Below are 25,611 nucleotides of genomic sequence, written 5' to 3'. Positions count from 1 at the left end.
TTCAGGTCCGGGTTGTTCGGACGAGTAGCCCGGCTACGTGTGCGCTCGCGGCAGTTCTGGCCCCCAAGGCGTCACCCGATTCGATGGCCGCGACTATACGAGCGTGCTCGGTGACGGCGATCCGCCGATTGAGCTCGAGGCTCCACATGTCCGAACGGTAGAGATGTGACTGTCCGTCGAGACGATGTAGGGCTTCACTGAGCGGGTGATTGCATGCAGTCTCACGAATCAAGGTGTGGAACTCGAGGTCCAGCGTCGAATCGCGACGCTGATCCGGCGGGCTCTCGAGAAGTTCGCGTTGCACCTGCACCATCTTGTTCAGCTGTGACACGGTTTCATGCGTGGCATTGGCCGTCGCGTTGAACGCCGCGAGACCGTCGAGTACCTCACGCACCTCGAAGACCGCGCGCAGAGACTCTGCGTCCAGCGAATCGACTTTTGCACCCGCATTTCGGGTGTGGACCGCGATGCCCTCGTAGATCAACTGCTGCACGGCCTCGCGGACCGGCGTTCGACTGACATTGAGCTTGCTCGCCAGCGCGGGAACACTCAGTGGTGTCCCCGGCGCCAGCTCTCCCGAAAAGATCAGTTCGCGAAGCGTCTCGTGCACGGACTCGGTGAGCAAAGCTCGTTCGGTGGTGGTCATCTTGTCCTCACTTCGATCCTGCACGATATCGACGGTACCCGGGAGCGCTATCCGGCGGCGCGCACCCGGTCAGCGCTGCGACTGTCGACGTCGGGCGCCGTCGCGCCTTTCAGTCCGGCCACTTTGGCCGCGATGTTCTCGGCGATCGTGATCGGCGGGTATCCCACCTCGCCCGGTTCGAGAGTCCCTGGCAGTGCTTCGATGACGGCGTCGTAGTTTCCGTCGAAAAAGAATGCGGCAGAGCGACGTCGGATGATCTGACCATCGACGATAGGTGGGTCGACTCGGTGCACTGTCGAGCGCCATCGGTCGTTCGTCCAGCGTGCCATTGCGTCGCCGAGGTTGATCAAGAGTGCGCCGTCGGCAGGTTGGACGTTGTGCCATACGCCATCGGCACTCAGAACTTGAAGGCCCGGAACTTGATCTGCCCACAGGATGGTCAAGATTCCGAAGTCGGTGTGAGCGCCCATTCCCGTCATGTCGCCGGAGATGCGGATCTCGCCCTCAGGCAGTGCGTAGTTGTTCATCTTCATCGCGTCGATCGAATGGTCGAGCATCGAATCGAAGTACTCGGGCGGCAATCCGAGGGCGTCGGTAAAGGCGCACATCAGGATTCGTGCCAAGCCCTGGGCATGACGGAAATACTCTTCGATTGCCGGTCGGAATCCGGGCGCGGCCTCAGGCCAAGTGTTGTCAGCGTAGCTGGACTCGGGTAGGTCGACGCCCGGATAGTCGCTCACCTCTGTGCCCACGACTATTGCTTCGTAGAAATCGTTCATCTGGTTCGCAGCGGCGACGCCCAGGCTCATGCTGAGTGATTCCGACTTCGGTGGCGAGTAGCCACGGTTCTCGGACGAGGGACGGCGATAGTTGTTCTTCACCGTCAGTGGGAGAGCAAAGAACTCGTCGAGAGCGTCGGCCAGTCCGTCGGTCGCCGATCGTGGAATGCTGTGTCCGACAATCTGTATGAATCCGACCTCCCGGCACGCGCGATCGAGTTGAGCTGCCACTTCCGCACAGGCAGTGCTGTTGGTGGCGTTTGCAGCCGATGCCTCGCCGGTGAGGTAAGGGCTGATATCGATCGTAGGGATTTCGAAGGCGGGAATTTCGTGGGTCATTTAAAGTCCTTGCGGCCGGACGTGTGCCACTTACCGACGAGCACACGTGAGAGGAATCCAAAGGCAGAGAAGACGAGGACGCCGAACACCGACGCGATCACGATCGCGGCGATCAGATCCTCGGACTGAAGGCGGCTTCGGTAGACGTCGAGCAGGGTCCCGATCCCGGGTTGTCCTTTGGCGAAGAACATGTCGCCGATGATGGCACCGACGACAACAAGGCCGGAGGCGGTGCGGATACCGGTGAGAATGGCCGGCATTGCCGCTCGAAGTTCGAGTTTCACCAGTCGATCCCAACGCGAGGCGCGGCCGAGGGTGAAGAGTTCGTGCAGTCCGCGATCGACCGATTGCAACCCGAAGTGTGTGTTGGTGATGATCGGGAAGGCTGCGATGAGAACGCAAACCAGGGTGCGCGCGGTCATGCCGTAGCCGAACCAGAGCCCGATGAGGGGGACGATGGCGAGGATGGGAATGACCTGCAGCACAACGGCATATGGATAGACGATCCGCTCGATCCACTTGGCCTGGCTCATCAGCACGCCGGTTCCGACGCCGACTGCCACCGCGACGACGAAGCCGACCAGCGCAACCTGTGCCGTCACTGCGAGGGCTTCGAGCATGGGAGAGAGGTGTTTCCAGTCGAGTAGCGACTTCGTCAGTACTTGACTCGGCGGCGGAAGGAGAAATCGACGTTCCGGGGAGAGAACGAGGTAGCTGACGATCGACCACGCTGCGACCGCGCCGGCAAGTGAGAGCAGCGGATAGAGCAGGAAGGTGCCGAGCGCTCTCATTCGAGAGGGCCGTCCGGACTGTGCCTGTGCTTGCGCCGTGGTCGCAGAATCAGTACGAACGGCGGTATTGCGTACGGTGGTGCCCTGTTGTACTGCAAGGACTTCGGTCATCGTGAGCTCCCATGGAGGCTGGCCGAGATCTCGGCGACGTGTTCGGTGTATCGGGCGTCGTAGCGCAGTTCCGGGCTACGCGGGTACGGGAAATCGATGTCCACGACCGAATGTATTCGTCCAGGCCTGGCGGTCATGACGACCACCTTGTTCGCGAGGTACACGGCCTCGGATACCGAGTGCGTGATGAACATCGAGGTGAACCCTTTGTCGGTGTAGAGCCTTTGGAGCTCTACCTGCATCTCCAGTCGTGTCATCTCGTCGAGCGCACCAAAAGGTTCGTCGAGCAGCATCACAGCGGGTGCGAGGGTGAGCGCACGCGCCAACGAGACACGCATCTTCATTCCGCCTGACAACGCATTGGGCAGTTGTTTCGCAAAGTCCGCAAGGCCGACTGCGCGGATTGCCTCGTCGGCGCGCAACTTTCGCGCTGCTTTGTCGCCGCCACCGAGTTCAGCCGATAATTCGACGTTGGCCTGCACGGTTCGCCAGGGGAGGAGAGTCGGCTCCTGGAAGATGAAGCCAACTGATTCGGTGTCGAGGGCAACCGCACCACTGGTCGGTCGCTCGAGGCCGGCCGCCATGCGCAACAAAGTCGACTTGCCACAGCCTGAGGGTCCGACCACGGCGACGAAGTCTCCTCGCTCCACGTCCAGATCGATGCCGTCCAGCGCGACAGTGCCGGTATCGAACTTCTTGACGACATCGGAAAAGACCATCTGCATCGGCGCGGTGAGCTTGCGAGCGTCGGCATCCTGCATCGTGTTCGCGAGTTCCATCTGAGCCTCCGGTTCGGTAATGCATGCAAAAGTTCTTCAAGATGTAGGAACTATCTTGAATTGCATGTATGTCGCTTAGATTGCTGAATGTAAATGTGAGGTGACATTGCAGGTGAAGCGAGAATCCTGGCGCGCGTTACCTGATGGAAACAACGAGGCGATTGCATGTAATCCACGTGCTGCAGAGTGTGCTCATCGGATCACCCTTCTTGGTTCGCCCACATCCCAATTGTTTTCACGAAGGAGACGCTGTGTATTCAAATCGCAAGGTGCATTCCAATCGCAGAAGTGTGGGAGCGGCGGGCGCGGCACTGGCCATGTGTGCAGCCATCGGATTGACTGCGTGCAGCTCCAGTGAGGCTGAGACGGCGAAAGCCGAATCTCTCGAACCAGCTGCCGAGGCGCAGAACCTTGCGGGTCTCTGTCCGGAAAACGTTGTGGTTCAACTCCAATGGCAGCCACAGTCGGATATGGGAGCGCTCTTCGAGATGCTCGGTCCCGGCTATTCGGTCGACACCGACGACAAGTCCGTCAGTGGGACTCTTGTCGCCGGAGGGAAGGACACCGGAGTCGACCTGACCTTGCGGGCCGGGGGACCGGCAATCGGGTTCCAATCCGTCAGCTCCCAGATGTACGTCGACGATTCCATCACTCTCGGCTTGGTGCACGGGGATCAGGTGATCGCGGCAGCGGCAAGTCAGCCCGTTGTGGCCGTCACGCCATTGCTCAAATACAGCCCGGCAATCCTCATGTGGGACAAAGAGTCTCATCCGGACTGGACGAGTGTTGCCGATATCGGCAAGTCCGACGCGAGTGTCGTCGTTTCCAAGGAGCAACTCTTTCCGCAGTGGCTCGTGGCGAAAGGACTACTGAAGCAGTCTCAGCTCGACACGAGCTACGACGGAGCTCCCTCGCGATTTGTCGGTGACCCGACCATCGCTCAGCAAGGATTCGCGAATTCGGAACCGTACACGTACGAGAAGGAGACGCCGGCGTGGGACAAGCCGGTTTCCTATGACCTGCTGAAAGATTCGGGTTTCGACATCTACGCGTCCAATGTTTCCGTTCGTGCCGACAAGGTCGAGACACTCTCGCCGTGTTTGAGCAAGCTGGTTCCGATCATTCAGCAGGCCACCGCGGACTACATCACTGCGCCGGATACGGCGAATGCTGCCATTGTCGACGTCGTCTCGCAGGACGTGTCGTTCTCTCCCTACACCGAGGGTGAAGCAGCGTTCAGTGCCCAGCTCCTGAAAGAGAAAGGCCTGATCGCGAACGAGGCAGACGGATCCGTCGGCACGTTCGACATGACGCGAGTCGCTCACACCGTCGAAGAACTGAAGCCCATTCTGAACGCCGGGGGTGCGGCGATACCGCAGTCATTGACTGCAGAAGAGATCTACACCGACAAATTCACCGATCGGTCCATCGGAATCCGCTGAAGGAGCTCACAGCAAATGACGTACGACATGACAGAACTCAACCGCGAGACCCGCATGGGTGGCCTGGGCACGGAGACCACCGACCGCGAGGTCCGAAGAATCGATCTCTCGGATTTCGAGAACCGGCGCAGCGAGATCGCCGAGGAGTTGTGGTCGGCAGCGACCGACATCGGATTCTTCCAAATCGTCAATCACGGAATCGATCTGGACCAGGTCCGCGAGGCTTTCGCGGCGGCCGAGCGATTCTTTGCACTGCCCAATGAGGTCAAAGCGCAGTATCCGCTCAAGAAGGGTTTCAACTCCGGCTGGGAGAGCATGACGCAGGTGCGTCCGTCCATCGGAACGCCTGATCAGAAAGAGTCCTACCAGGTGACCCGCCCGCATATGGGTGATCTGTGGCCCACTGCAGACGAATTGGGTGGATTCCGCGAAACGATCCTGGACTTCGAAGCCAAGTGCTGGGGCATTGCGATGGACCTGTTGTCGTGCTTCGCCGAGAAGCTGGGATTCGAACGAGACTTCTTCACCAGGGCACATGACCCGTCGGTGGCCACCTACCAGAGCACACTGCGACTACTCCACTACTTCCCCCTTGCCGCCGACGCAGATGTCGAAGGGATGTGGCGTGCCGGAGCGCACACCGATTTCGATTGCCTGACATTGCTTTTCCAGCGTGACGGTCAGGGCGGGTTGCAACTGTGCCCGGGCAAGGAGATGGACACCCAGGAATGGACGTCGGTGGTGCCGGCCGAGGAAGCGATCACCTGCAACATCGGCGACATGCTGATGAGATGGAGTGATGATGTCCTGCCGTCGAACTTCCACCGGGTCAAGAGTCCCGGAGTCACCGACTATCGGGGAGCCCGCTACAGCCTCGCGTTCTTCGCTCAGGCGAACCGCGACGTGACCATCGAGGGGCCGGCGGGCAAGTACCCGCCGATCACTGCCGAGGACTACATCGACCAGCGAGTACGCGCGAACTTCGCGCGTTGATCCGTATCCGTTCCGTCACACACTTTCAGGAGAACTGGCGATGACTACCGCGCCCAAGAACATGACCGACGCGATCATCCGGGACGTGACGTTGTACAGCGGCGGGCAATGGCTGGCCGGCCGCGACGTCGTCGTCTCGAATGGGGTGGTCGAATCGATCGAGAAGTCGACCGGCACCGCCACACCTGGAAGTGTGGACGGATCGGGGGCGTATCTGATCCCTGGGTTCGTCAACACCCATACGCACCTTCAGCAGTCACTGATGCGGGGGATCGCCGAAGGGACACCGCTTCTCGAATGGCTACTCGCGGTCGCAGAAGAGTCGGTTCAGATCACTCCCGAGCGCGCATACACGGCCACTGTCGCAGCCTCGCTGGAGGCATTGCGCAGCGGTACGACGACCCTGGTCGAACACATGTGGCCGCACCCGTCCAGCGAGGTTCACGACGCTGTGATCCGGGCGTTGCACGACACCGGGATTCGTGCGGTGCTGGGACGCGGAACCGCAGACCGGGCGGACAAGACGAGGAAGTGGGGCTTCGATCCGCGGCTCATGCAACCACTCGGAGATGTTCTCGCACATACGGATCAGATGATGCGCGACGTCGCCGGTTCCCGCATTGACGTGGCAGTCGCGGTACCGAACCCACGTTCGCTGACCCCGGACGGGATGTCGGAAGTGCGTGAGTTCGCGCAGGCTCGCGACCTGACGGTCTCGATTCACCTGCTCGAGACGCAGACCGACAACACGATGTGTACCGAACACGCGGGCATGAACGCGGTCGACTACCTCGATTCCCATGGGTTCTTGTGGGACCGGGTGCTGGCGGTCCACTGCGTCGAACTCGACGACCGTGGTCAGAAGGTGCTGGCGGAGCGCGGCGTCGGAGTGTCGTACAACCCCGTCAGCAACATGCGCCTCGGTAGCGGAATCGCGCCCGTCCCGAGTTTCCTCGACGCGGGGATCGCGGTGGGGTTGGGTGTGGACGGCGCAGCCAGCAACGACACTCAGGACATGCTCGAGACTCTGCGCACCGGCGCCTACGTGCAGCGAGCCGCGCGCGGCCGCGCCGACCTGTTCGGCTTCGAAGCCATGATCGACATCGCATCCGGCGGTGCGAACGCAGCACTCGGTCTGCCGGCCAGGTCTGGCGGGATCTCCGTGGGCGATCCCGCCGACCTCACCATGATTCGGTTCGAACGCGACTTCGGTTGCCTCCCGGTGCGAGATCCGGGCGCGTCCATTCTCACGACGGGCAGTCGTCAGATCGTGGACACGGTGTTGGTTGCGGGCGAGGTCGTGCTCCGCGACGGGCACTCCACTCGCGTCGACGAGGCGGAATTGATCCGGACGCTCAGCGCTTTGTGACTGTGCTCAGTCTTCGCTGATCTCCATCTCGATCAGGACGCGGCGCAACAGCTTTCCGGTGGCGTTGCGGGGAAGTTCGTCGATGAAGACGATCTCGCGGGGAACCTTGTAGCGCGCGAGATTCGACCGGACGTGATCCTTCAGCTCGTCGGAGTTCTGGTCGGCGCCGTGGGCGACGACGACAAACGCTCGCAGGCGGTGCCCGAAGTCGGCGTCCTCGACTCCGATGACTGCCGCTTCCAAGACGTCCTCTCGATCGGCGAGCAGGTTCTCGACTTCGAGCGGGTAGACGTTCTCGCCACCGGAGACGATCATGTCGTCGTCGCGGCCGTCGACGAAGAGGAGGCCGTTGGCGTCGAAGTGTCCGACGTCGCCGGTCGAGAGAAGTCCGTCGATACGTTCCTTGTCACGCCCGTCGGTGTATCCCTCGAAGCTCAGCCCGCTGGCGACGAAGATTCTGCCGATCGTGTGTGGGGTGGTGATCTTCTTGTTGTTCTCGTCGAACAGTTCGACGTGACAGGTCACCGGCGCGCGGCCCGCGGTTCCCGGCGCAATGGTCAGATCCTCGGGAGTCGCGACTGTCGCCACCGCGACCTCGGTGGATCCGTACAGGTTGTAGAGGACGTAGCCGAACGAGGCCGTGACTCGCTTGCACAGATCGGGTGAGAGTGACGAACCTGCCGAGAAGATGATCTTCAGGTTCGACGTGTCGTACTTGGACAGCACGTCGGGACCGAGGTCGATGATCCGAGTGAGCATCGTCGGGACCACGACCAGACTGTCGCACTTGTATTGTGCGACAAGTTTGATCGTGTTCTCCGGGTCGAACTTTCGATGCATGACGACGGTCTGGCCGAGCGCCAACGCGAGAGCGAACTGCGAGACGCCGGTTCCGTGGAAGGCGGGGGCCGCCATCATCATGGTCTGTCCGCGGCGCAACGGCACGCGGTCGAGGAACTGTGCCGACGCGAGAGGGGAGGTGTGGCCACGCGGCGCGCCTTTGGGAGTTCCCGTTGTGCCGCTGGTGAGGAGGACGAAGCCACCGTTCTTCTCGGGTGCCGGCACCGACGACGTGGTGCGTCCGGCGATGGCCTCGTCGAGAGTAGTTGCCGTGGAACCGTCCGCGGCCGTGCCCTCTGGCCAGGAACGATAGACGACGACGTCTTCCGGCAAGGCATCGGCGATGTCCGCGAACTCGTCGTCGTAGACAAAGGCGACCACCTTCTCACGCGCGGCGACGTCCACGAGTTGGGGCCGTGCGAAGCCCGTGTTCATGAGAACGAGCTTTGTTCCGTTCTTCGCTGCCGCCAGCATGGTCAGGACCAAGCCTCGATGGTTACGGCACATCGCACCCATGACCGAGTCGGACGTGATGCCGTCGGCCTGCCACGCCCGGACCAACGCGTTGCTCTGACGCTCTAGCTCGGCATAGGTGATGGGTCCGCGCTCGTCGATGATCGCCACCGCGTCGTAGCCGTTCTCGGCGTGTGCATGGACCGGACCGGCAAAGGGTCCGTACTTGTCCACGGCTGCAATGGATTTGAGCCCGCGATCGAGGCGAGGGAACGGGACGAGTCCGGCTCGGAACATGACCCCCGCCGCGCCGATGGTGTCAGTGACCTTGGTGACCAATCCGGGCATACGTGAACCTCTTCCGAGCGTCGTTGTAGGACTGATTACACACTAATGGGCAATCAGGTTTCGGTGGTGAAGTTTCACGATGGCGACCGAGCAGTCCGCCCCGCCACCTCGAAAGGTGGCGGGGCGGAGTGTTTCGGGATCGGGTCTGTGCGACCGTCACTTCAGTTCGACCGTCACTTCAGTTCGGCGGAAGACTTTCCGAGCAGGCGGCGTGCGACGATCAGCTGCTGGATCTGCTGGGTGCCCTCGAAGATGTCGAGAATCTTCGAGTCGCGGCCCCACTTCTCGAGCAACGGGCGCTGCGAGTAGCCGTAAGTGCCGGCCAACTCGACTGCCTTGAGCGTCACGTCGGTGCCGGTGCGGCCGGCCTTCGCCTTGGACATGGACGCTTCGAGCGAGTTCGGCTTCTTGTTGTCCGCCATCCACGCCGCGCGCAGAGACAGCAGGTACGCGGCCTCCCAGTCGGCTTCCAAACGGATGAACTCGGCTGCAGCTGCATGCTGGTTGTAGACCGGTGTGTCGTAGGAGATCTCGACACCGGCTTCGGTCAGGATGCCGCGCAGTTCTTCGAGAGCTGCGCGTCCGACGCCGACGGCCATGGCTGCAACGAGGGGCCGGGTGTTGTCGAACGTCTGCATGACGCCGGCAAAGCCCTGCTCGACGTTGACCTCAGGGCTGCCGAGGATGTTGTCCGCGGGAATGCGGCAATCCTGGAGCAGGAGTACTGCGGTGTCGGAGGCCTTGATGCCCAGCTTGTGCTCGAGGCGAGCAACGCTCAGGCCCGGTGCGTCACGCGGAACGACGAACGACTTGATGGCCGCTCGGCCCTTCGACTTGTCGACCGACGCCCACACGACGATGTGCGTCGAACGCTCACCGGCGGTGACGAAGATCTTCTCGCCGTTGAGAACCCACTCGTCGCCGTCGAGAACGGCGGTGGTGGTCACTGCGGCGGAGTCGGAACCGAAGCTCGGTTCGGTGATGGCCATCGAGGCCCACACCTTGCCGAAACGTTCGAGCTGTTCGTCGGTGGACACTGCGGCGATCGCGGCGTTGCCGAGCCCCTGGTAGGGGATCGAGAGCATGAGTCCGACGTCGCCCCAAGATGTTTCGAGCGAGTTGAGGAGCGCAGACATGTTGCCGCCGTTGGCGTTGCCACCCTTGGCGCTCGCGTCGGATCGTCCGCCGCTGGCACCGCCGATGTCTCCACCGGAATCGGAGAGGCCTTCGACCATGGCGGCCATGGTGTCGAGCTCGACGGGATACTCGTGCTCAGCGAGATCGTACTTACGTGAAATGGGTCGGAAGATCTGCGCCGCGACCTGATGTGCCTGGTTCGCTGATGCTTTGAGCTTCTTGGGAAGTTCGAGGTTGATCATCGTGGTTCTCCTGGAAGTTCAGCGGCGTCAGATGAGGACGATGCCCTCGGCAACGCCGATGGCACGGAGGTCGCGGTACCAGCGCTCGACCGGGTGTTCCTTGGTGAACCCGTGTCCACCGAGGAGTTGCACACCGTCGAGGCCGATCTGCATGCCCTTCTCGGAAGCCAGCTTCCGGGCCAGAGCGGATTCGCGAGCGAAGGACAAGCCCTGCTCGGCGCGTGAAGCGCCGCGAAGCGTGACCAGACGCAGTCCGTCGAGTTCGATGCCGATGTTGGCGACCATGAAGGCAACCGCCTGGCGGTGGCTGATCGGCTCGCCGAACGCTTCGCGCTCGTTGACGTACGGAATCACGTAGTCGAGAACTGCCTGGCTGGTGCCGACGGCCATGGACGCCCAACCGAGGCGAGCCAGGCGAATCGCGTCGGCGTATTCGGCCTTGCGCTGCTCGGCGTCACCGTCGCCGAGCAGCGCGGACTCCGACACAGCGACGTCGGTGAGGATCAGGCGACCCAGGCCGGCGGCGCGCAGACCCATGCTGGGATCTGCTTCGACGACGAGTCCCTTGGTGTCGGATTCGACGATGAAGAAGGACGGCTTGCCGTCGAGTTCCGCGGCGATGACGAATAGTTCGGACGTAGCCGCGGCGGGCACCAAGCTCTTGACGCCGTTGAGCTTGTAGCCGCTGGGGGAGCGCACTGCCTTGGTCTGCAGGGCAAACGGATCGAACAGTGCGCGTGGTTCGTTGACCACCACTGCTGCGCCGGGGACCTGCTCGCCGGTGAAGGCCGGAAGGTAGGTCTTCTGCTGCGCGTCGGTGCCCCACTGCGTCAGTGCAACTGCAACACCGCTCGGTGCGAGGATCGGAAGTGCAAGTCCCATGTCTCCGTGCGCAAGTGCCTCGGCAACAAGAGAATTGGTGACTGCGCCGCGATCGGCGGCTGCTCCGTCGAGTTCTTCGGGAACGTTGATCAGCGTGATACCGAGCTCGGCCGCGCGCTTGGAGAGATCGGCGGGGGCCTGAGCTGCGCCGTCGGCGTCGTAGGCCGCGGGACGCAGGATTTCGGCCGCGAACTCACGCACCGTCTCGACGATCATCCTCTGGTCGTCGTCCGGGGTGAGATCGAAGTAGTCGGCGTTCTTGCTCGGGTTGTCGGGCAGGCGCTTGGGTGCGCCGTTGCCCGAGACCTTCTGGAATCCTCGAGTGGCGGCACCCAGGGTTTTGAAGCCCGTCTTGGTGCCCTCGTAGGTCACGCGATCGATGGTCTGACGCAGATTGAATTTCTCGGCCAGTTCCGAACCGGTGATCTTGGTAAGCACACGCATGGCTGCGCCCATGGCGTCGCGTTTGATCGGGTTCAGGCCGACGGCGGACGTGTCGCGGGGCGCACCCTTGGCGCCGCCGCGCTGCGCGCCCGATTCGCTGCGCTGAGCGCTCTTGTCGGGGGCAACACTGTCTTGCTTGGTCATGATCACCAGCTGTTTCTCGGTGTTGGGGCGTTGGACGATTTTTATCTTACTCATCAGTAAGGTCTGTTGTCGAGAAACCGCGAAATGATGCGCGTCATAGGCTCGAGGGGTGAGCCGGACAGAGGTGCCAGATCGGATACAGCGATATATGCGCTACGCGCCGTTGGTGGTGGTCCCGTGCCTGTTGATCGCCAGCACGTATCCGGGGGAGTATCGAGTTCCCGTCACCTACTGGATGCTGTCGATGCTGTCGGCGCTCGCCTTCGTCGCCGGCCGTCGATGGCCGGTCTTCGCGTCCCTGGCCATCTCGGCGCTCGCCGTTCCGATGTTCGTCGCCGACGCCTGGGGGCTGTCCGAACTTGTTCCGTATCTCGGGGCTGTCGCCGTCGTCGACGTCACGATGCGGGCCGAGCGCAGAGAAATGGTTGCCGTATCGGCAGCAGGATGGTGCGGTTCGGTGCTCGCGGGGATCTGGTTCGAATCTCACGAAGCATTCTTCTCGGTCACCACGGCTGTGAAAGTGCTTGCGTACGTGGGGTTGCCACTGCTGCTCGGACTGTATCTGCGCTCGCAGCGTGAATTGGCCGCGAACAATCTTGCGCAGACCCGCGCTGCGGAGCGCAGTGCGCTCGCCCGCGAACTGCACGACCTGGTTGCACACCACATGGCATCGATCGTCCTGAGAATCGGCGTGGCTCAACATGTCTTGGCGCCCCAGGACGAGGCCGTGCGTGAGGTCCTCGCGGATGTGCGTGCGACGGCGTCGGATGCGTTGGCCGATATCCGTCGGCTTCTGGTCGCACTTCGTGATCCTTCGCTCGGTGAGGTCGCTCTGGTCGAGCCGGATGCCGTAGACGCGGAAATCGGTGCGGCGATAGATCGTGTGCGTGCGGCAGGTTTCGAGGTGCAGTCGGTTTTCGATACCCAGGAGAATGTCGAGTCAGGCGCAGCCGATCTCGACGCGATCGGGAGGCTGACGTTGTTGCGGGTGATTCAGGAATCACTGACCAACGTCATGAAGCATGGCGACAAGAAGGGGCTGGTATCGGTCTCGGTCGGTCGCGATGACAACCGGGTGCATGTCAGGGTTGTCAACGACGTCGAGGGATCGCCCCGGAATGCAGGTCATGGCCTGGTGGGAATGCGGGAGCGCGCGGAGTTGGTCGGCGGCGAGATGACCGCCGGCACGAACAGTGACGGGAAATGGGAAGTGCACGTGAGTATTCCACTGGTTGTCTCGGGCGGTGTCTCGTGATCAGCGTGCTGATCGTCGACGACCAGCGACTGGTGCGCGCCGGTTTGCGGATGCTGTGCGCTGCAGCCGAGGACATGACCGTGGCCGGTGAGGCGTCGAACGGCGTCGAGGCGGTAGCACTCGCTGCCGAATTGGATCCCGACGTGATTCTGATGGACTTGAGAATGCCCGGGCTGGACGGGATCGGTGCCACGCAGCAGATCGTCAAGGCCGGTCGTCGAGCACGCATTCTCGTGCTGACCACCTTCGACGACGACGATCATCTGTATCCCGCACTCGCCGCGGGGGCTTCGGGGTTCTTCGTCAAGGATACCGAACCCGCCGAGCTGCTCGGCGCCATTCGGCGGGTCGCCGAGGGCGAGATGGTGTTCACTCCGGAACTTCTCCGCCGCGTTGTGGATCGAGCGGTGATCGGTGGTATCGCAGACACTGCGGTGACAGAGAGGGTTCCGCTGACCGATCGCGAATCGCAGGTCCTCACACTGGTGGCAGAAGGGAAGAGCAATCAGGAGATCGCAGACTCACTGCATCTGGGTGTGACCACGGTGAAGACGCACGTGGCGAACCTGATGTCGAAGACCGGTTGCGACAATCGGGTTCGCCTCGCTGTGTACCACTTGCAGAACTTTCAGTGACCGGAGTGCGAACCAGGCATCGGCATGTCCATCGGCATGTCCATCTGCATCGGAGCCGCCTTCTGTCCCGGCTCGAGGACGAGGAATTGGCCCATCATCCCTTGGTCCTCGTGCATCAGCAGGTGGCAGTGGAACATGTACGGGAACGTGGGATCGGTGTACTCGGACCACTGCAGTGCGACGCGAACCCTGCTGCCCGGCGGTGTGTAGACGGTGTCCTTGAGTCCGCGCAAGTGCGGCGGGGGAGTGCGACCGTCGACGTCGAGGATCTGGAACTGTACGTCGTGGACATGGAAATTGTGTGGCCAGTTGTCCTTGTTGGTGATCGTCCACACCTCGGTCGCGCCGACCTCGGCCTCGAAGTCGATGCGGTTCATGTCCATTCGTTGCCCGTTGATCATGTACCACTGCAGATCGAAGGTTCGGGAAACGCTTGCCTTCGACGGATCGAGACGCGGTAGTACGGCCAACTGCGCCGGGAGAGTCGACCGTGACGCGCGGCTGGCAACGCCCCGCAGTTCGATGATGTCGAAGCGGTCGGTCATGCCGAAGTTCTCGGCGTCGGAGGAACTCACGCCACCGCCGTCCTCGATCGGGAACGACACCAGTGTGGTCGTCGCACCGGGGTCGACGCGAACCACGATCTCGGCTCGTTCGCCGGGGCTGAGCTGAATCCGCTTGATCGCAATCGGTGATTCGAGCAGTCCGCCGTCGGTGGCAATCAGATCGAACGTGCGGTCGTCGGGGAACCCCAGGTTGTAGAGACGGCCGGAAGAGCCGTTCAGGATGCGCAACCGGACGACCCCGGTGGTGACGTCGAGGTAGGCGTCGGAGATGCCGTTGGTGACGATCGTGTCGCCGAGCAGGCCGATGTCGGTCGGATCTGATTCGTCGAAGCTGCCGTCGGCGAGGAATCGACGATCCTGGATTATCAGCGGAACATCGTCGACACCATAGGTTTTGGGGATGTCCAACGCCCGGGTGTCGGCATCGTCGATCAGGAACAGTCCGGCAAGACCGCGCTGCACGTGCCGTTCGGTGGATCCGTGCGGGTGTGGGTGATACCAGAGCGTCGACGCCGGCTGACCGATCGTCCACGCCGGTTCCCAGCGTCCGCCGGCTTCGATGGTCTGGTGCGGGCCACCGTCGTATCTGGCGGGCAGATGCATGCCGTGCCAATGGACGGTCGTGGGCTCTGCCAGTGTGTTGTCGATCGTGAATGCGACAGATTCTCCGCGTTCGGCGCGGACGGTGGGCCCCAGAATGGATCCGTTGAAACCCCAAGTGTCGGTGAGTTTTCCCGCGACGATCTCGGTGGTCCCGGCACCGGCACGAAGTGTGAAGTGGCGAACACCTGCGTCGTCGACGGTGGATTCGGCAAGCGGCGGAATCGGTAGCGGACGCGAAGTTCCGGCCTCCGCCAACGTGGCGCTCTTCGCTGCCGGGTCGGCGCCGCAGCCCACCGCGAGCCCGAGGGGCGCTGCGGCCAGACCGAACAGAATCGTGCGCCTGGAAATCCGGTTCATCGTTCTCCTGGAAGTAGTGCGTGATCAACTACTTCCAGTCAACGGGCCGAGATGTCGTGCTGAATCCTGCCGACGGGCCTGTCGGAACTCCTCCCTCGGACCCTTGCGGCGGGTGGGATGTTCTGGTATCCGGGTGGTTACCGCAGGCGGGCTAGAACGTCTTCGTGCAGCAGTCCGTTGGTGGCGACCGCGCTGCCGCCGTGCGGACCTGCGCCGCCGACCAGATCGGTGAACGCGCCGCCGGCCTCACGGACCAATACGTCGAGCGCTGCCAGATCCCACAGGGAAACCTCGGGTTCGGCAGCAATGTCGACGGCGCCTTCGGCCACTAGGCAGTAGGAGAAGAAGTCCCCGTAACCGCGCACGCGCCATACGTGGTCGGTGAGTTCGACGAACTGATCGCGAATTCCGCGGTCCTTCCACCCCGAGAGGCTCGAGAAGCTCAGGCTCGCTGACTCGCTGCGATCGACGGCGGATACCTGGATCGCCCGCGCATCACTGTCCCCGAAGGACGTATGTGCGCCCAAACCTGTTGCAGCCCACCATCGCCGATTCAGGGCGGGTGCGCTCACGACGCCGATAACGGGGACGCCGTCCTCGAGCAAGCTGATCAGCGTGGCCCACACCGGTACGTTGCGGACGAAGTTCTTGGTCCCGTCGATGGGGTCGACCACCCACTGCCTGCCCTCGAAGACTGCGTCGCCGCCGAATTCTTCGCCCAGTACGGAATCCTCCGGTCGGTGCTCACCGAGTGTCGCGCGCACTGCACGCTCGACAGCGAGGTCGGCGTCCGAGACAGGGGTGAGGTCCGGCTTGTCGTCGACTCGAAGATCGAGCGCACCGAAGCGGGCGCGAGTGATCGCGTCAGCCTCGTCGGCGATACGGAGGGCTAGTGCGAGGTCGGATGCGCGATCGGTCACGGGTACACAACCTACCGGCTCAAACGGGGAGGACTTCGTTCAGCTTTCCGGTGGCGACGTCGAAGACGAATCCGCGTAGGGAGGTCGTCGCGGTGACGAACGGACTGTTCTCGATGCGCTTCAACGACTGACGGACGTCCTCGTCGATGTCGGGGAACGATTCGGCAGCCCAGTTTGGTTTGACGCCGATCTCGTCCTGGATGGATCGCTTGAAGTCGTCGTCGGTGAACGTCAGCATTCCGCAGTCGGTGTGGTGGATGAGGATGATCTCGGTAGTTCCCAGCAGACGCTGGCTGATGGCGAGGGATCGGATCTCGTCGTCGGTGACGACTCCACCCGCATTGCGGATGACGTGCGATTCACCTTCCTGGATCCCCAGCACCCGATAGACGTCGATGCGGGCGTCCATGCAGGCGAGAACGGCAACGTGCTTGCTGGGTGGGAGGGGGAGCGGACCGGTGAACTGCTCGGCGTAGGCGGCGTTGTTCTGCAGGTATTCGTCGGTGACAGTCATCACTCCAGTAGGTTCCCTCGGACCCTGGTTGGCAAGGCTTCCAGTCGCGGTGATCCCAATAGGTGACGCACGGGGGAGCGGACAGGGTGACGCACAGCAGAGCCCAGGTCGGCACCCGGTAGCCTTGAGAACCGTGCATCCCGACGTAATTGCAGACCTGAACGCCCTCGACACCACCCTTCGCACCTGCGAATCGGTTGTGGACGTCGAGGAGCTGCGCCGACGCATCGACGAGCTCGAGCACCAGGCGGCCGACCCCGGTCTGTGGAACGACCAGGAACACGCCCAGCAGGTCACCAGCCAGCTCTCCCACGCCCAGGCGGAGCTTCGCCGCATCGTTGCACTGCGCGAGCGGCTCGACGAGATGCCGATCCTCTACGAACTGGCAGAAGACGAAGGCCCCGACGCGGTGGCCGATGCCGACGCCGAGCGAGCGAGCCTGCGTGACGACATCGCGGCGATGGAAGTCAAGACCATGCTGTCGGGCGAGTACGACGAGCGCGACGCACTCATCAACATCCGCTCCGGCGCCGGCGGTATCGACGCCGCAGACTGGGCCGAGATGCTCATGCGTATGTACATCCGCTGGGCGGAGAAGCACGACTACGGCGTCGAGGTCTACGACACGTCGTACGCCGAAGAAGCCGGACTCAAGAGCGCGACGTTCGCGATCAAGGGCCCGTACACCTACGGAACGCTGTCCGTCGAGATGGGCACCCACCGGCTCGTCCGAATCAGCCCGTTCGACAACCAGGGGCGTCGCCAGACGTCGTTCGCCGAGGTCGAGGTCCTGCCGGTCGTCGAGACGACCGACCACATCGAGATCAACGAGAACGACATCCGCGTCGACGTCTACCGCTCGTCCGGTCCGGGTGGCCAGTCCGTGAACACCACTGACTCCGCCGTTCGACTCACACACATCCCGACGGGAATCGTCGTCACCTGTCAGAACGAGAAGTCGCAGCTCCAGAACAAGGTGTCGGCGATGCGCGTCCTGCAGGCCAAGCTGCTCGCGGTCAAGCGTCAGGAAGAGCGCGCCGAGATGGATGCGCTCAAGGGCGACAGCGGCAGCTCGTGGGGCAACCAGATGCGTTCCTACGTTCTGCATCCGTACCAGATGGTCAAGGACCTGCGTACCGAGTACGAGGTCAACAACCCGTCGGCAGTGCTCGACGGCGACATCGACGGGTTCCTCGAGGCCGGCATTCGCTGGCGCATGAGCGAGAACCAGTCCGCATAGCGTTCGGATACCGAAAGGCACGATGACTTTACTTCGACCTGGGCAGAACCTGCTCGATTGGCTTCAAACCACCGGTTTGTCCGTCCTCATGACCGTGCTCGGCGCGATGATTCTCGCCCGGTTGGTCAGTTGGGGCGGCAACAAGGTCACCGACCAGATCGACTCCAACTATCAGTTGGGCGATGCGCTGGTTCGCTCCGAGGCGACCAAGCATCGCCACTCGGTCGCGCAGGTCATCACCTGGGTGGTCATCACGTTCATCTACGTGATCGCGACGCTGAAGGTTCTCGACCAACTGAATTTGCCGATCGGCAGTCTCGTGGCGCCGGCAACTGTTCTCGGTGCGGCGCTCGGTTTCGGTGCACAGCGCGTCGTGCAGGACATTCTTGCCGGTTTCTTCATCATCACCGAACGCCAGTACGGCTTCGGTGACACCGTCCGGCTTGCGATCACCGGCTCCTCCGACGACGCCGAAGGTGTCATCGAGGACGTGACCCTGCGCGTGACGCGGATGAGAAACTCCGACGGCGAGGTCATCACCGTTCCCAACGGCCAGATCGTGAAAGCGACCAACCTGTCCAAGGACTGGGCACGCGCCGTCATCGACGTTCCGGTTCCGGCGACTGCCGACCTCACCCGGGTCAACGAGGTACTTCGTCAGGTCGGAGTCGACGCGATGGCTGACCGTGGACTCAAGAAACTGCTGCTCGACGAGCCCACTGTCATGGGCGTCGAAAGCCTCGAGGTCGATCAGGTCAACGTGCGGATGGTTGCGCGCACGCTGCCTGGCAAACAATTCCAGGTCGGGCGAGCACTTCGTGTCCGCGTCGCCGCAGCACTGCGACGTCAGGGGATCACGGTGTCACCGGATCTGCACACCGCACGGACCGAGGAGGCGAGCGAATGACCGATCAGGAACCGCGCCGCGGACTCGACCGCCTGATTCACCTGGACTGGCTTCCGTCACGGATCTTCGGTGGCCGGATGCGCACCTCGACGTTCATTCTCGTGGTCGCCTGGATCCTCACGTATCTGCTGCACACGTACCTCAATCCGGAAGAAACGGCAGCAACTCCGCCGCCCAGCGTCGACACGTCAGTCACCGAGCCGTACATCGCTCCATCGGTCAAACCGTCGACGACGACCCCCGTGCCGTCCTCGACCGAGCAGACGACCACCTCCGAGGCTCCGTCCTCGGAATCGAGTACGGGCAGCTCCGGTTCTCCGACGCCGACTTCTGGTCCAGCGCCTGCTCCGGGAAACGCCGAACAGTCTGCGACCATAGTGCCGACGACTCCTGCGACGACGACCGTCCCGCAACCTGGTGCGGCAATGCAGGCACCGACGTCGGTGCCACAGTCACCTGCGACCACCGGTACCGGATAAGGACGAGGGTGCTCGCGCGTGGCGCCAAGGTCACCGTTAGATAACGGCTAGACTGGCTAGTTGTGATCAGCATGAAGAATGTGTCGAAGTCCTACAAGGCCTCCACCAGGCCGGCGCTCGACAAAGTCAGCGTGGAGGTGGAGAAGGGGGAGTTCGTCTTCCTCATCGGCCCCTCCGGCTCTGGCAAGTCGACGTTCATGCGGTTGCTGCTCAAGATGGAGTCGCCCACGTCCGGTGACATCGAGGTGGCGGATTTCCACGTCAACAAGTTGGCGGCCCGCCGCGTGCCGAAGCTTCGCCAGAGCATGGGCTGTGTTTTCCAGGACTTCCGCCTGCTTCAGCAGAAGACGGTGTCCGAGAACGTCGCCTTTGCGTTGGAAGTCATCGGCAAACCCCGCAACGTCATCGCGCGCACTGTGCCCGAGGTTCTCGACATGGTCGGTCTGGCCGGCAAAGCCGATCGACTGCCCACCGAACTCTCCGGCGGTGAGCAGCAGCGCGTCGCCATCGCCCGCGCATTCGTGAACCGCCCGCTCGTGCTGCTCGCCGACGAGCCCACCGGCAACCTGGACCCCGAAACGAGCCAGGACATCATGCTGCTGCTCGAGCGGATCAACCGCACAGGCACCACCGTCGTGATGGCGACCCACGATCACCACATCGTCGACTCCATGCGTCGACGCGTCATCGAACTCGATCTCGGCAAGGTGACCAGAGACGAAGCGCGGGGTGTGTACGGCGTCGGCAGGTAGCGCCGACTACGACCACACGTCCCGTACGCCCACCGGTTGTCGTGAAACAACCGGCCTCTCGAAAAGGAATCGGATTCCCCGATGCGCGCCAGCTTTATTTTCAGCGAAGTACTGACCGGCCTACGCCGCAACATCACGATGACCATCGCCATGATCTTGACGACGGCGATCTCCCTCGGTCTCTTCGGCGGTGGTCTGCTGGTCGTGCAGATGGCAGGCAAGACCCAGCAGATCTTCCTCGAACGCGTCGAGGTGCAGATCTTCCTGACCGACGACATCTCTTCGGCTGATCCCGGTTGCGAGCAGGAGATCTGCAGTTCGTTGCGCAAGGAACTCGAGCAGACTCCGTCCGTCGTCGCGGTTCAGTACCTCAACCGCGAAGACGCCGTGAAGGACGCCACCGAGCGCGTGTTCAAGGACCAGCCCGAGCTGGCAGCGCTGGTGAGCCCGGACAGCTTCCCGGCGTCGTTCAAGGTCAAGCTCAGTGACCCGGAGCGGTTCGGCGTCATCAACGACACCTTCGGTTCGAGGCCCGGCGTCGAGAGTGTGCTCAATCAGCGCGAGTTGGTGGACCGACTGTTCAGTGTGCTCGGTGGAGTGCGCAACGCAGCGTTCGCGATCGCGATCGTCCAGGCGATCGCGGCCATCCTGCTGATCGCCAACATGGTCCAGATCGCCGCGTTCACGCGTCGTACCGAGGTCAACATCATGCGGTTGGTCGGCGCGACGCGGTGGTACACCCAGCTTCCGTTCCTCCTCGAAGCCGTCGTGGCGGCCTTGATCGGTGCGGTGCTCGCCATTGCCGGACTGTTCACGGCGAAGAACGTCTTCATCGACGGGGTCCTGTCCGATGTCTACGAAGCCAATATCGTGGCGCGGATCTCCAACAGTGACGTGCTGTTCGTCTCGCCGATCCTCGTACTTGCCGGCGTCGGAATGGCCGCGGTGACGGCGTACGTGACACTGCGTCTGTACGTCCGCGAATAATCGGTTTGCACGAGCTTCTATGCTGGAACAGCAAGAACCATTCGACAGCAAGACAGCGGACTGAGAGGCCCGGACAGTGAAGGAAAAGGGCCGCAAGGTCATTGCGACCAATCGCAAAGCACGCCACAACTACACGATCATCGACACCTACGAGGCCGGTATCGCGCTCGTCGGGACCGAGGTCAAGAGTCTGCGTGAAGGCAAGGCGTCGCTCGTTGATGCATTCGCCACCGTGGACAACGGCGAAGTGTGGTTGCGCTCGTTGCACATTCCGGAGTACACGCAAGGCACGTGGAACAACCACTCACCGCGTCGCACCCGAAAGCTCCTGCTGCACAAGCGTGAGATCGAGCACCTCGTCGGCAAGACCCGCGAGGGAAACCAGACACTGGTTCCGCTGTCGATGTACTTCAACGACGGCAAGGTCAAGGTCGAACTCGCGCTGGCAAAGGGTAAGCAGGACTACGACAAGCGCCAGGACATGGCCAAGCGGACCGCCGAGCGCGAGGTGACTCGCGAGCTCGGTCGTCGTATCAAGGGCATGCGCTGACCTCCATCCTGCTTGCCCTCGTGGCGGCAGTTGCCTACGGAGTCAGCGACTTCGTCGGGGGAGTTGCATCACGACGAGTTGCCGCACTGCGTGTGGTGATCGTCTCGTATCCGCTCTCGCTCGTCATCGTTCTGATCGCAGCACCTTTCGTTTCCGGGACGCTGACGCTGAACGGTTTGATCTGGGGCGCGATCGCGGGCGTCACGAGTGGTCTGGCGGTGTGGTGGTTCTATCTCGCGCTGGCAACTGGCCCCATGTCGGTGGTCTCGCCGCTGACAGCTGTTCTGGTGGCGGGTATTCCGGTCCTCGTCGGATTCGCATTCGGTGAGCGGCCGGGGTTGATCGCGTACCTGGGTATTGCCGTCGCGCTGGTCGCCGTCGTCCTGGTCAGCCGCGAGTCGCCTGACGACACCGCGGGTGAGGTTGCCGGCGGAATCACTCTCCGCTTCACCAGGCAAGTGGCGCTTCTGACCGTCGGAAGCGGTGGCGCATTTGCTCTCTCGTTCATCGCACTTCACCAGATCGGCGAGGGCAGCGGGCTTTGGGCGTTGGCCGTATCTCGCGGCGCAGCGACCGTCGTGGTGTGGTTGGTCGCGCTGGCGGCCGGTCACTTCGTTCTCCCACGAGGCGAGCCACTCAAACTCGCGGTGTACGTCAGCGTCCTCGACGTCGTCGCGAACGGGACGATGATCTACGCCTTCCAAGGCGGAATGCTCTCACTGGTCAGCGTGATCGGTTCGCTGTATCCGGCTGCGACGGTTCTGCTCGCCATGGTGATGCTGGGCGAGCGGGTAAGCCGCGTGCAACAAGCGGGAATGCTGTTGGCGCTGGCGGCAGTCGGCATGATTGCCGTCGCGGGCGCCTAGATTCTTTCGAGTTCCAGCGTTTTCAGTCCTAGTGTTTCAGCCGCGTCTGTCGGCCGGCGCTGCGCGTAGGTGAACACGCTCGCCCTGTTTCCCGAAGAGACTGATCGCCTCCGCAGGTCGGCCGTCGGCAGCGCTGATGCGGTGCGGAATGTGGGTGTCGAACTCGGCGGCCTCACCTGCCCCCATGATGAAATCTCGGTCGCCGAGTTGGAGTCGGATGCGCCCGGACAGAACGTAGACCCACTCGTAGCCCTCGTGGGATCCCGGTTCGCGATCGTCGTCGGTGGGGGAGATGATCATCTTGTAGGCCTGGAGGTTGCCGGGCTGACTGGTCAGCGGAATGACCGTCATGCATCCGACCGTTCGCGGTTCTTCTCGAACGCGGGGGTCCTTGATCTTGCTGTTCACCAGGTCGTCCAACGGGACGCCGTGTGCCTTGGCGATCGGCAGCAGCAACTCCAAGTTGGCTCGGCGAGTACCGGATTCGAGTCTCGAGAGTGTGCTGACGCTGACGTCGGTGGTCTCCGACAGGTCGGCCAGGGTCATGTCGGACTGCTGGCGCAACGCACGTAGGCGAGGGCCGATGCCGGCTAGAACGGCTTCGAACGATGTTTCGGTCATGGATCTATTTTGCCAAAGTGGCAACAGTGTTTGTCAAGAATGCGATCTCTTGTCATTCTGGATTCATGACGCAGAACTCATTCGACGTAGCAGTAATCGGAGCCGGCGCGGCAGGGCTGAACGCCGCACTCATCCTTGGTCAGGCACGCAGGTCCGTGATCGTCTTCGACAACGGATCACCACGGAACGCGGCCGCCGATCACATGAACGGATTCCTCTCCCGCGACGGCATGAACCCCGCCGAATTGTTGACCATCGGGCGAGGTGAGGTCCGCAAATTCGGCGGCGAGTTCCATGACGGCACCGTTGTCTCCGTGACACGGGACGGCGAGAAGTTCTCGGTAGAACTGGCTGACGGCAGCAAGATTCAGGTGCGCAAGGTCCTCGTTGCAACGGGTCTGACGGACCGCCTGCCGGACGAACTCGAAGTCTTCGGCGAGCGTTGGGGCCGCGACGTGTTGCACTGCCCGTACTGCCACGGGTACAGCGTGCGCGATCAGCCGCTTGGCGTGATCGCCAAGAGCGCGGAATTTGCGATGCACCAGGCCCTCATGGTTCGCCAGTGGTCGGACGACGTAGTTCTCTTCCTCCATCGAATCACCGAACTGAGTTCCGAAGATCGGGAAAAGCTTGCAGCTCGCGATATTTCGATCGTCGAGGGTGAGGTCGCTGGTCCCGTCGTCGAGGATGATCGGTTGGTGGGCGTGCGGTTGGCCGACGGCACTGTGGTCGCGCGTTCGGCGGTCTTTGTCGGTGGCGCTCTCACGATGGACCCCAACGATGCGATCTTGCGCGCATTCGGCGCGCAGCGCGCTGAGACGATGATGGGCGATTTCGTCACAGTCGACATGATGGGGGCGACGAGCGTGCCCGGCGTGTTCGCTGCGGGCAACGTCGTCGACCCGGGTGCCCAGGTCATCATGGCCGCAGCCGCCGGGGCGAAGGCTGGAGCGGGGATCAACATGATGTTGACCAACGACGACCTCGAGGTTGCACTCGCGCTTCGCAGTTGAATTGTGCGTAGCGTGGGGTGATGGACGCAGTGAGAGTGTTGATCACGGGTGCGACCGGATACATCGGCGGACGTCTTGCCCCTCGTCTGGTCGAAGAGGGCCATCGCGTTCGAGTGGTGGTGCGCAGCCCGGAGAAACTGCGAGATGTGCCCTGGCATGATTCGGTGGAGATCAAGCGTGGGGATCTGACCGACAGTGCCTCCCTCTCAGGTGTTTTCGACGATATCGACGTGGTCTACTACCTCGTTCACGCCATGGGCGGTGGAGGGTCGTTCTCGGATATCGACAAGCGAAGCGCGGAGAACGTCGCCGCCGCTGCTCGCGATGCGGGGGTGCGCCGGATCGTCTACCTGGGCGGGCTTCATCCGTCCGACCGAGAATTGTCGACTCACTTGCAGTCTCGGCTCGAAGTCGGTCGGATCCTCCTCGACTCCGAGGTTCCGACAGTTGTATTTCAAGCTGGGGTGGTGATCGGATCGGGTTCGGCGTCCTTCGAAATGGTGCGCCACTTGACCAACCGGCTTCCGGTGATGACCACACCCAAGTGGGTGCACAACAACATTCAGCCGATCGCGGTGCGTGACGTACTCCACTATTTGATCGCAGCCGCGGCGACAACGCCAGAGGTCAACCGCGCCTTCGACATCGGTGGGCCCGATGTCATGCAGTACGGCGAGATGATGAACACCTACGCCGACGTCGCAGGATTGGTACGCCGACGCATCCTCGTCTTGCCCGTCCTCACCCCGCGTCTGGCAGGTCACTGGGTGGGATTGGTCACGCCGATCCCACGGGGCTTGGCGATGCCACTGATCGAATCACTGCAGAACGACGCGGTGATGCACAACCACGACATCGACGACTTCATCCCGCCTCCCGCTGAGGGCCTCACGCCGTACCGGGAAGCTGTGCGTTTGGCGCTTCGCAAGATCGAGACCGGTGAGGTGGAGACGGCGTGGTCCGGCGCGACGATCGCGGGAGCGCCGTCCGATCCTCTTCCGTCCGACCCGGACTGGGCAGGGGAGGCAGTTTACGTAGACCACCGCGACCGTGACTGTGCTGCGGATCCGAAAACCCTCTGGTCGGTCGTCGAGTCGATCGGCGGCGAGAATGGTTGGTATTCATTCCCTTTGGCGTGGGCCATCCGGGGGTGGATGGACCGCGCGGTCGGCGGGGTCGGACTGCGCCGGGGTAGACGGGATCCACGTCGACTCAACACCGGTGAAGCCCTGGACTTCTGGCGGGTCGAAGAAATCGATCGAGGCAAGTTGCTCCGATTGCGCGCCGAGATGAAGGTCCCGGGCGGAGCATGGTTGGAGTTGCGAGTGTCGGAAGGTCCGGCGGGTGCGGATGGACGGCCGGTGGGTTCGCATCTCGATCAGCGTGCGGTCTTCTTCCCTCGCGGGCTCGCCGGCCGGGCGTACTGGTACTCGATCCTGCCTTTCCACGGAGTTGTCTTCCAGGGGATGATCACCAACATCACCGGTGCTGCAGAGCGTGAGACCGCAGCTATCAGGGAATCAGCTGCGGCGAAGGACACGGAAAGTGCCGCCGATTAATTGGTATGACTTCCGAACTTCGGCGCGTTATAGTGAATAGCCCCACGA

At 62.5% G+C, this 25,611-nt stretch carries 25 protein-coding genes; 14 read left to right on the top strand and 11 right to left on the bottom strand.

All coding sequences use genetic code 11. From position 1 onward, the window contains the following. Window position 1: 1 nt before the first annotated feature. From AC2ETI_RS04420 to AC2ETI_RS04405, 4 genes are read right to left on the bottom strand one after another with little or no spacing between them, the layout of a single operon-like run. Window positions 2–646 (bottom strand): GntR family transcriptional regulator, encoded by a 645-nt coding sequence (locus AC2ETI_RS04420; protein WP_020907137.1) that lies wholly within the window; start codon window positions 644–646, stop codon window positions 2–4. A 47-nt stretch (window positions 647–693) separates the two neighbouring features. Further along, on the bottom strand, window positions 694–1,764 hold the full coding sequence (locus AC2ETI_RS04415) for an isopenicillin N synthase family dioxygenase (RefSeq protein WP_483633601.1): 1,071 nt from the start codon (window positions 1,762–1,764) through the stop codon (window positions 694–696). Then, window positions 1,761–2,666 (bottom strand): ABC transporter permease, encoded by a 906-nt coding sequence (locus tag AC2ETI_RS04410; protein WP_020969249.1) that lies wholly within the window; start codon window positions 2,664–2,666, stop codon window positions 1,761–1,763. The genes AC2ETI_RS04415 and AC2ETI_RS04410 overlap by 4 nt, the downstream gene beginning before the upstream one ends. Then, on the bottom strand, window positions 2,663–3,445 hold the full coding sequence (locus AC2ETI_RS04405; RefSeq protein WP_019747838.1) for an ABC transporter ATP-binding protein: 783 nt from the start codon (window positions 3,443–3,445) through the stop codon (window positions 2,663–2,665). The genes AC2ETI_RS04410 and AC2ETI_RS04405 overlap by 4 nt, the downstream gene beginning before the upstream one ends. 251 nt (window positions 3,446–3,696) lie before the next feature. Here AC2ETI_RS04405 and AC2ETI_RS04400 point away from each other — a divergent pair, with 251 nt between their 5' ends. From AC2ETI_RS04400 to AC2ETI_RS04390, 3 genes are read left to right on the top strand one after another with little or no spacing between them, the layout of a single operon-like run. Then, the gene (locus tag AC2ETI_RS04400; protein WP_230091129.1) at window positions 3,697–4,887 is read left to right on the top strand and encodes a nitrate ABC transporter substrate-binding protein; all 1,191 of its coding nucleotides are present in this window, start codon (window positions 3,697–3,699) and stop codon (window positions 4,885–4,887) included. A gap of 15 nt (window positions 4,888–4,902) precedes the next feature. Next, complete coding sequence (locus AC2ETI_RS04395) at window positions 4,903–5,880, top strand: isopenicillin N synthase family dioxygenase (protein WP_113682995.1); 978 nt, start codon at window positions 4,903–4,905, stop codon at window positions 5,878–5,880. A 40-nt stretch (window positions 5,881–5,920) separates the two neighbouring features. After that, on the top strand, window positions 5,921–7,249 hold the full coding sequence (locus AC2ETI_RS04390; protein WP_113682994.1) for an amidohydrolase family protein: 1,329 nt from the start codon (window positions 5,921–5,923) through the stop codon (window positions 7,247–7,249). Window positions 7,250–7,255: 6 nt separating this feature from the next. Here the strand turns inward: AC2ETI_RS04390 and AC2ETI_RS04385 are convergent, their stop codons facing one another. The 3 genes from AC2ETI_RS04385 to AC2ETI_RS04375 form a co-directional block, all read right to left on the bottom strand. After that, on the bottom strand, window positions 7,256–8,890 hold the full coding sequence (locus AC2ETI_RS04385) for an acyl-CoA synthetase (protein ID WP_019747842.1): 1,635 nt from the start codon (window positions 8,888–8,890) through the stop codon (window positions 7,256–7,258). Between the two features lie 173 nt (window positions 8,891–9,063). After that, complete coding sequence (locus AC2ETI_RS04380; RefSeq protein ID WP_003942363.1) at window positions 9,064–10,269, bottom strand: acyl-CoA dehydrogenase family protein; 1,206 nt, start codon at window positions 10,267–10,269, stop codon at window positions 9,064–9,066. A 27-nt stretch (window positions 10,270–10,296) separates the two neighbouring features. Beyond that, on the bottom strand, window positions 10,297–11,745 hold the full coding sequence (locus tag AC2ETI_RS04375; RefSeq protein WP_024487214.1) for an acyl-CoA dehydrogenase family protein: 1,449 nt from the start codon (window positions 11,743–11,745) through the stop codon (window positions 10,297–10,299). A gap of 142 nt (window positions 11,746–11,887) precedes the next feature. On the opposite strand from AC2ETI_RS04375, the gene AC2ETI_RS04370 reads away from it, so the two are divergent. Together AC2ETI_RS04370 and AC2ETI_RS04365 are read left to right on the top strand one after the other, a co-directional pair. Then, a complete protein-coding gene (locus AC2ETI_RS04370) occupies window positions 11,888–12,994 on the top strand; it encodes a sensor histidine kinase (RefSeq protein WP_283309331.1) in 1,107 nt (368 codons plus the stop codon). Then, the gene (locus tag AC2ETI_RS04365) at window positions 12,991–13,629 is read left to right on the top strand and encodes a response regulator (RefSeq protein ID WP_019747845.1); all 639 of its coding nucleotides are present in this window, start codon (window positions 12,991–12,993) and stop codon (window positions 13,627–13,629) included. Before AC2ETI_RS04370 ends, AC2ETI_RS04365 begins: the two co-directional genes overlap by 4 nt. On the opposite strand, the gene AC2ETI_RS04360 is transcribed toward AC2ETI_RS04365, so the two are convergent. From AC2ETI_RS04360 to AC2ETI_RS04350, 3 genes are all read right to left on the bottom strand, one after another. Then, the gene (locus AC2ETI_RS04360) at window positions 13,623–15,155 is read right to left on the bottom strand and encodes a multicopper oxidase family protein (protein WP_483633600.1); all 1,533 of its coding nucleotides are present in this window, start codon (window positions 15,153–15,155) and stop codon (window positions 13,623–13,625) included. The genes AC2ETI_RS04365 and AC2ETI_RS04360 overlap by 7 nt on opposite strands. Window positions 15,156–15,292: 137 nt before the next feature. Then, window positions 15,293–16,075: a histidinol-phosphatase gene (hisN, locus tag AC2ETI_RS04355; RefSeq protein WP_283309208.1), complete on the bottom strand. Its 783-nt coding sequence runs from the start codon at window positions 16,073–16,075 to the stop codon at window positions 15,293–15,295. A gap of 19 nt (window positions 16,076–16,094) precedes the next feature. Continuing rightward, window positions 16,095–16,589: a beta-class carbonic anhydrase gene (locus tag AC2ETI_RS04350; RefSeq protein WP_283309207.1), complete on the bottom strand. Its 495-nt coding sequence runs from the start codon at window positions 16,587–16,589 to the stop codon at window positions 16,095–16,097. A 133-nt stretch (window positions 16,590–16,722) separates the two neighbouring features. On the opposite strand from AC2ETI_RS04350, the gene prfB reads away from it, so the two are divergent. From prfB to AC2ETI_RS04315, 7 genes are all read left to right on the top strand, one after another. Further along, the gene (gene prfB, locus AC2ETI_RS04345) at window positions 16,723–17,829 is read left to right on the top strand and encodes a peptide chain release factor 2 (RefSeq protein ID WP_003942364.1); all 1,107 of its coding nucleotides are present in this window, start codon (window positions 16,723–16,725) and stop codon (window positions 17,827–17,829) included. 22 nt (window positions 17,830–17,851) lie between these two features. Then, window positions 17,852–18,736: a mechanosensitive ion channel family protein gene (locus AC2ETI_RS04340; RefSeq protein WP_019747849.1), complete on the top strand. Its 885-nt coding sequence runs from the start codon at window positions 17,852–17,854 to the stop codon at window positions 18,734–18,736. Then, window positions 18,733–19,215: an Rv3103c transmembrane domain-containing protein gene (locus AC2ETI_RS04335; protein WP_483633599.1), complete on the top strand. Its 483-nt coding sequence runs from the start codon at window positions 18,733–18,735 to the stop codon at window positions 19,213–19,215. The genes AC2ETI_RS04340 and AC2ETI_RS04335 overlap by 4 nt, the downstream gene beginning before the upstream one ends. A gap of 71 nt (window positions 19,216–19,286) precedes the next feature. Continuing rightward, window positions 19,287–19,967: a cell division ATP-binding protein FtsE gene (gene ftsE / locus AC2ETI_RS04330; protein ID WP_020969258.1), complete on the top strand. Its 681-nt coding sequence runs from the start codon at window positions 19,287–19,289 to the stop codon at window positions 19,965–19,967. Window positions 19,968–20,048: 81 nt separating this feature from the next. Further along, window positions 20,049–20,954, top strand: a complete 906-nt coding sequence (gene ftsX, locus AC2ETI_RS04325; protein WP_003942367.1) for a permease-like cell division protein FtsX — start codon at window positions 20,049–20,051, stop codon at window positions 20,952–20,954. Between the two features lie 76 nt (window positions 20,955–21,030). Continuing rightward, a complete protein-coding gene (gene smpB, locus AC2ETI_RS04320; RefSeq protein ID WP_003942330.1) occupies window positions 21,031–21,504 on the top strand; it encodes an SsrA-binding protein SmpB in 474 nt (157 codons plus the stop codon). Then, window positions 21,501–22,370: an EamA family transporter gene (locus AC2ETI_RS04315; protein ID WP_483407283.1), complete on the top strand. Its 870-nt coding sequence runs from the start codon at window positions 21,501–21,503 to the stop codon at window positions 22,368–22,370. The genes smpB and AC2ETI_RS04315 overlap by 4 nt, the downstream gene beginning before the upstream one ends. 36 nt (window positions 22,371–22,406) lie before the next feature. Here the strand turns inward: AC2ETI_RS04315 and AC2ETI_RS04310 are convergent, their stop codons facing one another. After that, window positions 22,407–22,991: a helix-turn-helix domain-containing protein gene (locus AC2ETI_RS04310; protein ID WP_483633598.1), complete on the bottom strand. Its 585-nt coding sequence runs from the start codon at window positions 22,989–22,991 to the stop codon at window positions 22,407–22,409. 65 nt (window positions 22,992–23,056) lie between these two features. Between AC2ETI_RS04310 and AC2ETI_RS04305 the strand changes: the two genes are divergently transcribed. Further along, window positions 23,057–24,004, top strand: coding sequence for an NAD(P)/FAD-dependent oxidoreductase (locus AC2ETI_RS04305; RefSeq protein ID WP_060938676.1), 948 nt, complete (start codon window positions 23,057–23,059; stop codon window positions 24,002–24,004). Between the two features lie 20 nt (window positions 24,005–24,024). Next, a complete protein-coding gene (locus AC2ETI_RS04300) occupies window positions 24,025–25,563 on the top strand; it encodes an SDR family oxidoreductase (protein WP_259118718.1) in 1,539 nt (512 codons plus the stop codon). Window positions 25,564–25,611 lie beyond the last annotated feature (48 nt).

Source organism: Rhodococcus sp. MurmanLake-1 (assembly GCF_056945715.1).
Note: the sequence above shows the minus strand (reverse complement) of the source record. Positions and strands in the feature narration are given on the sequence as shown.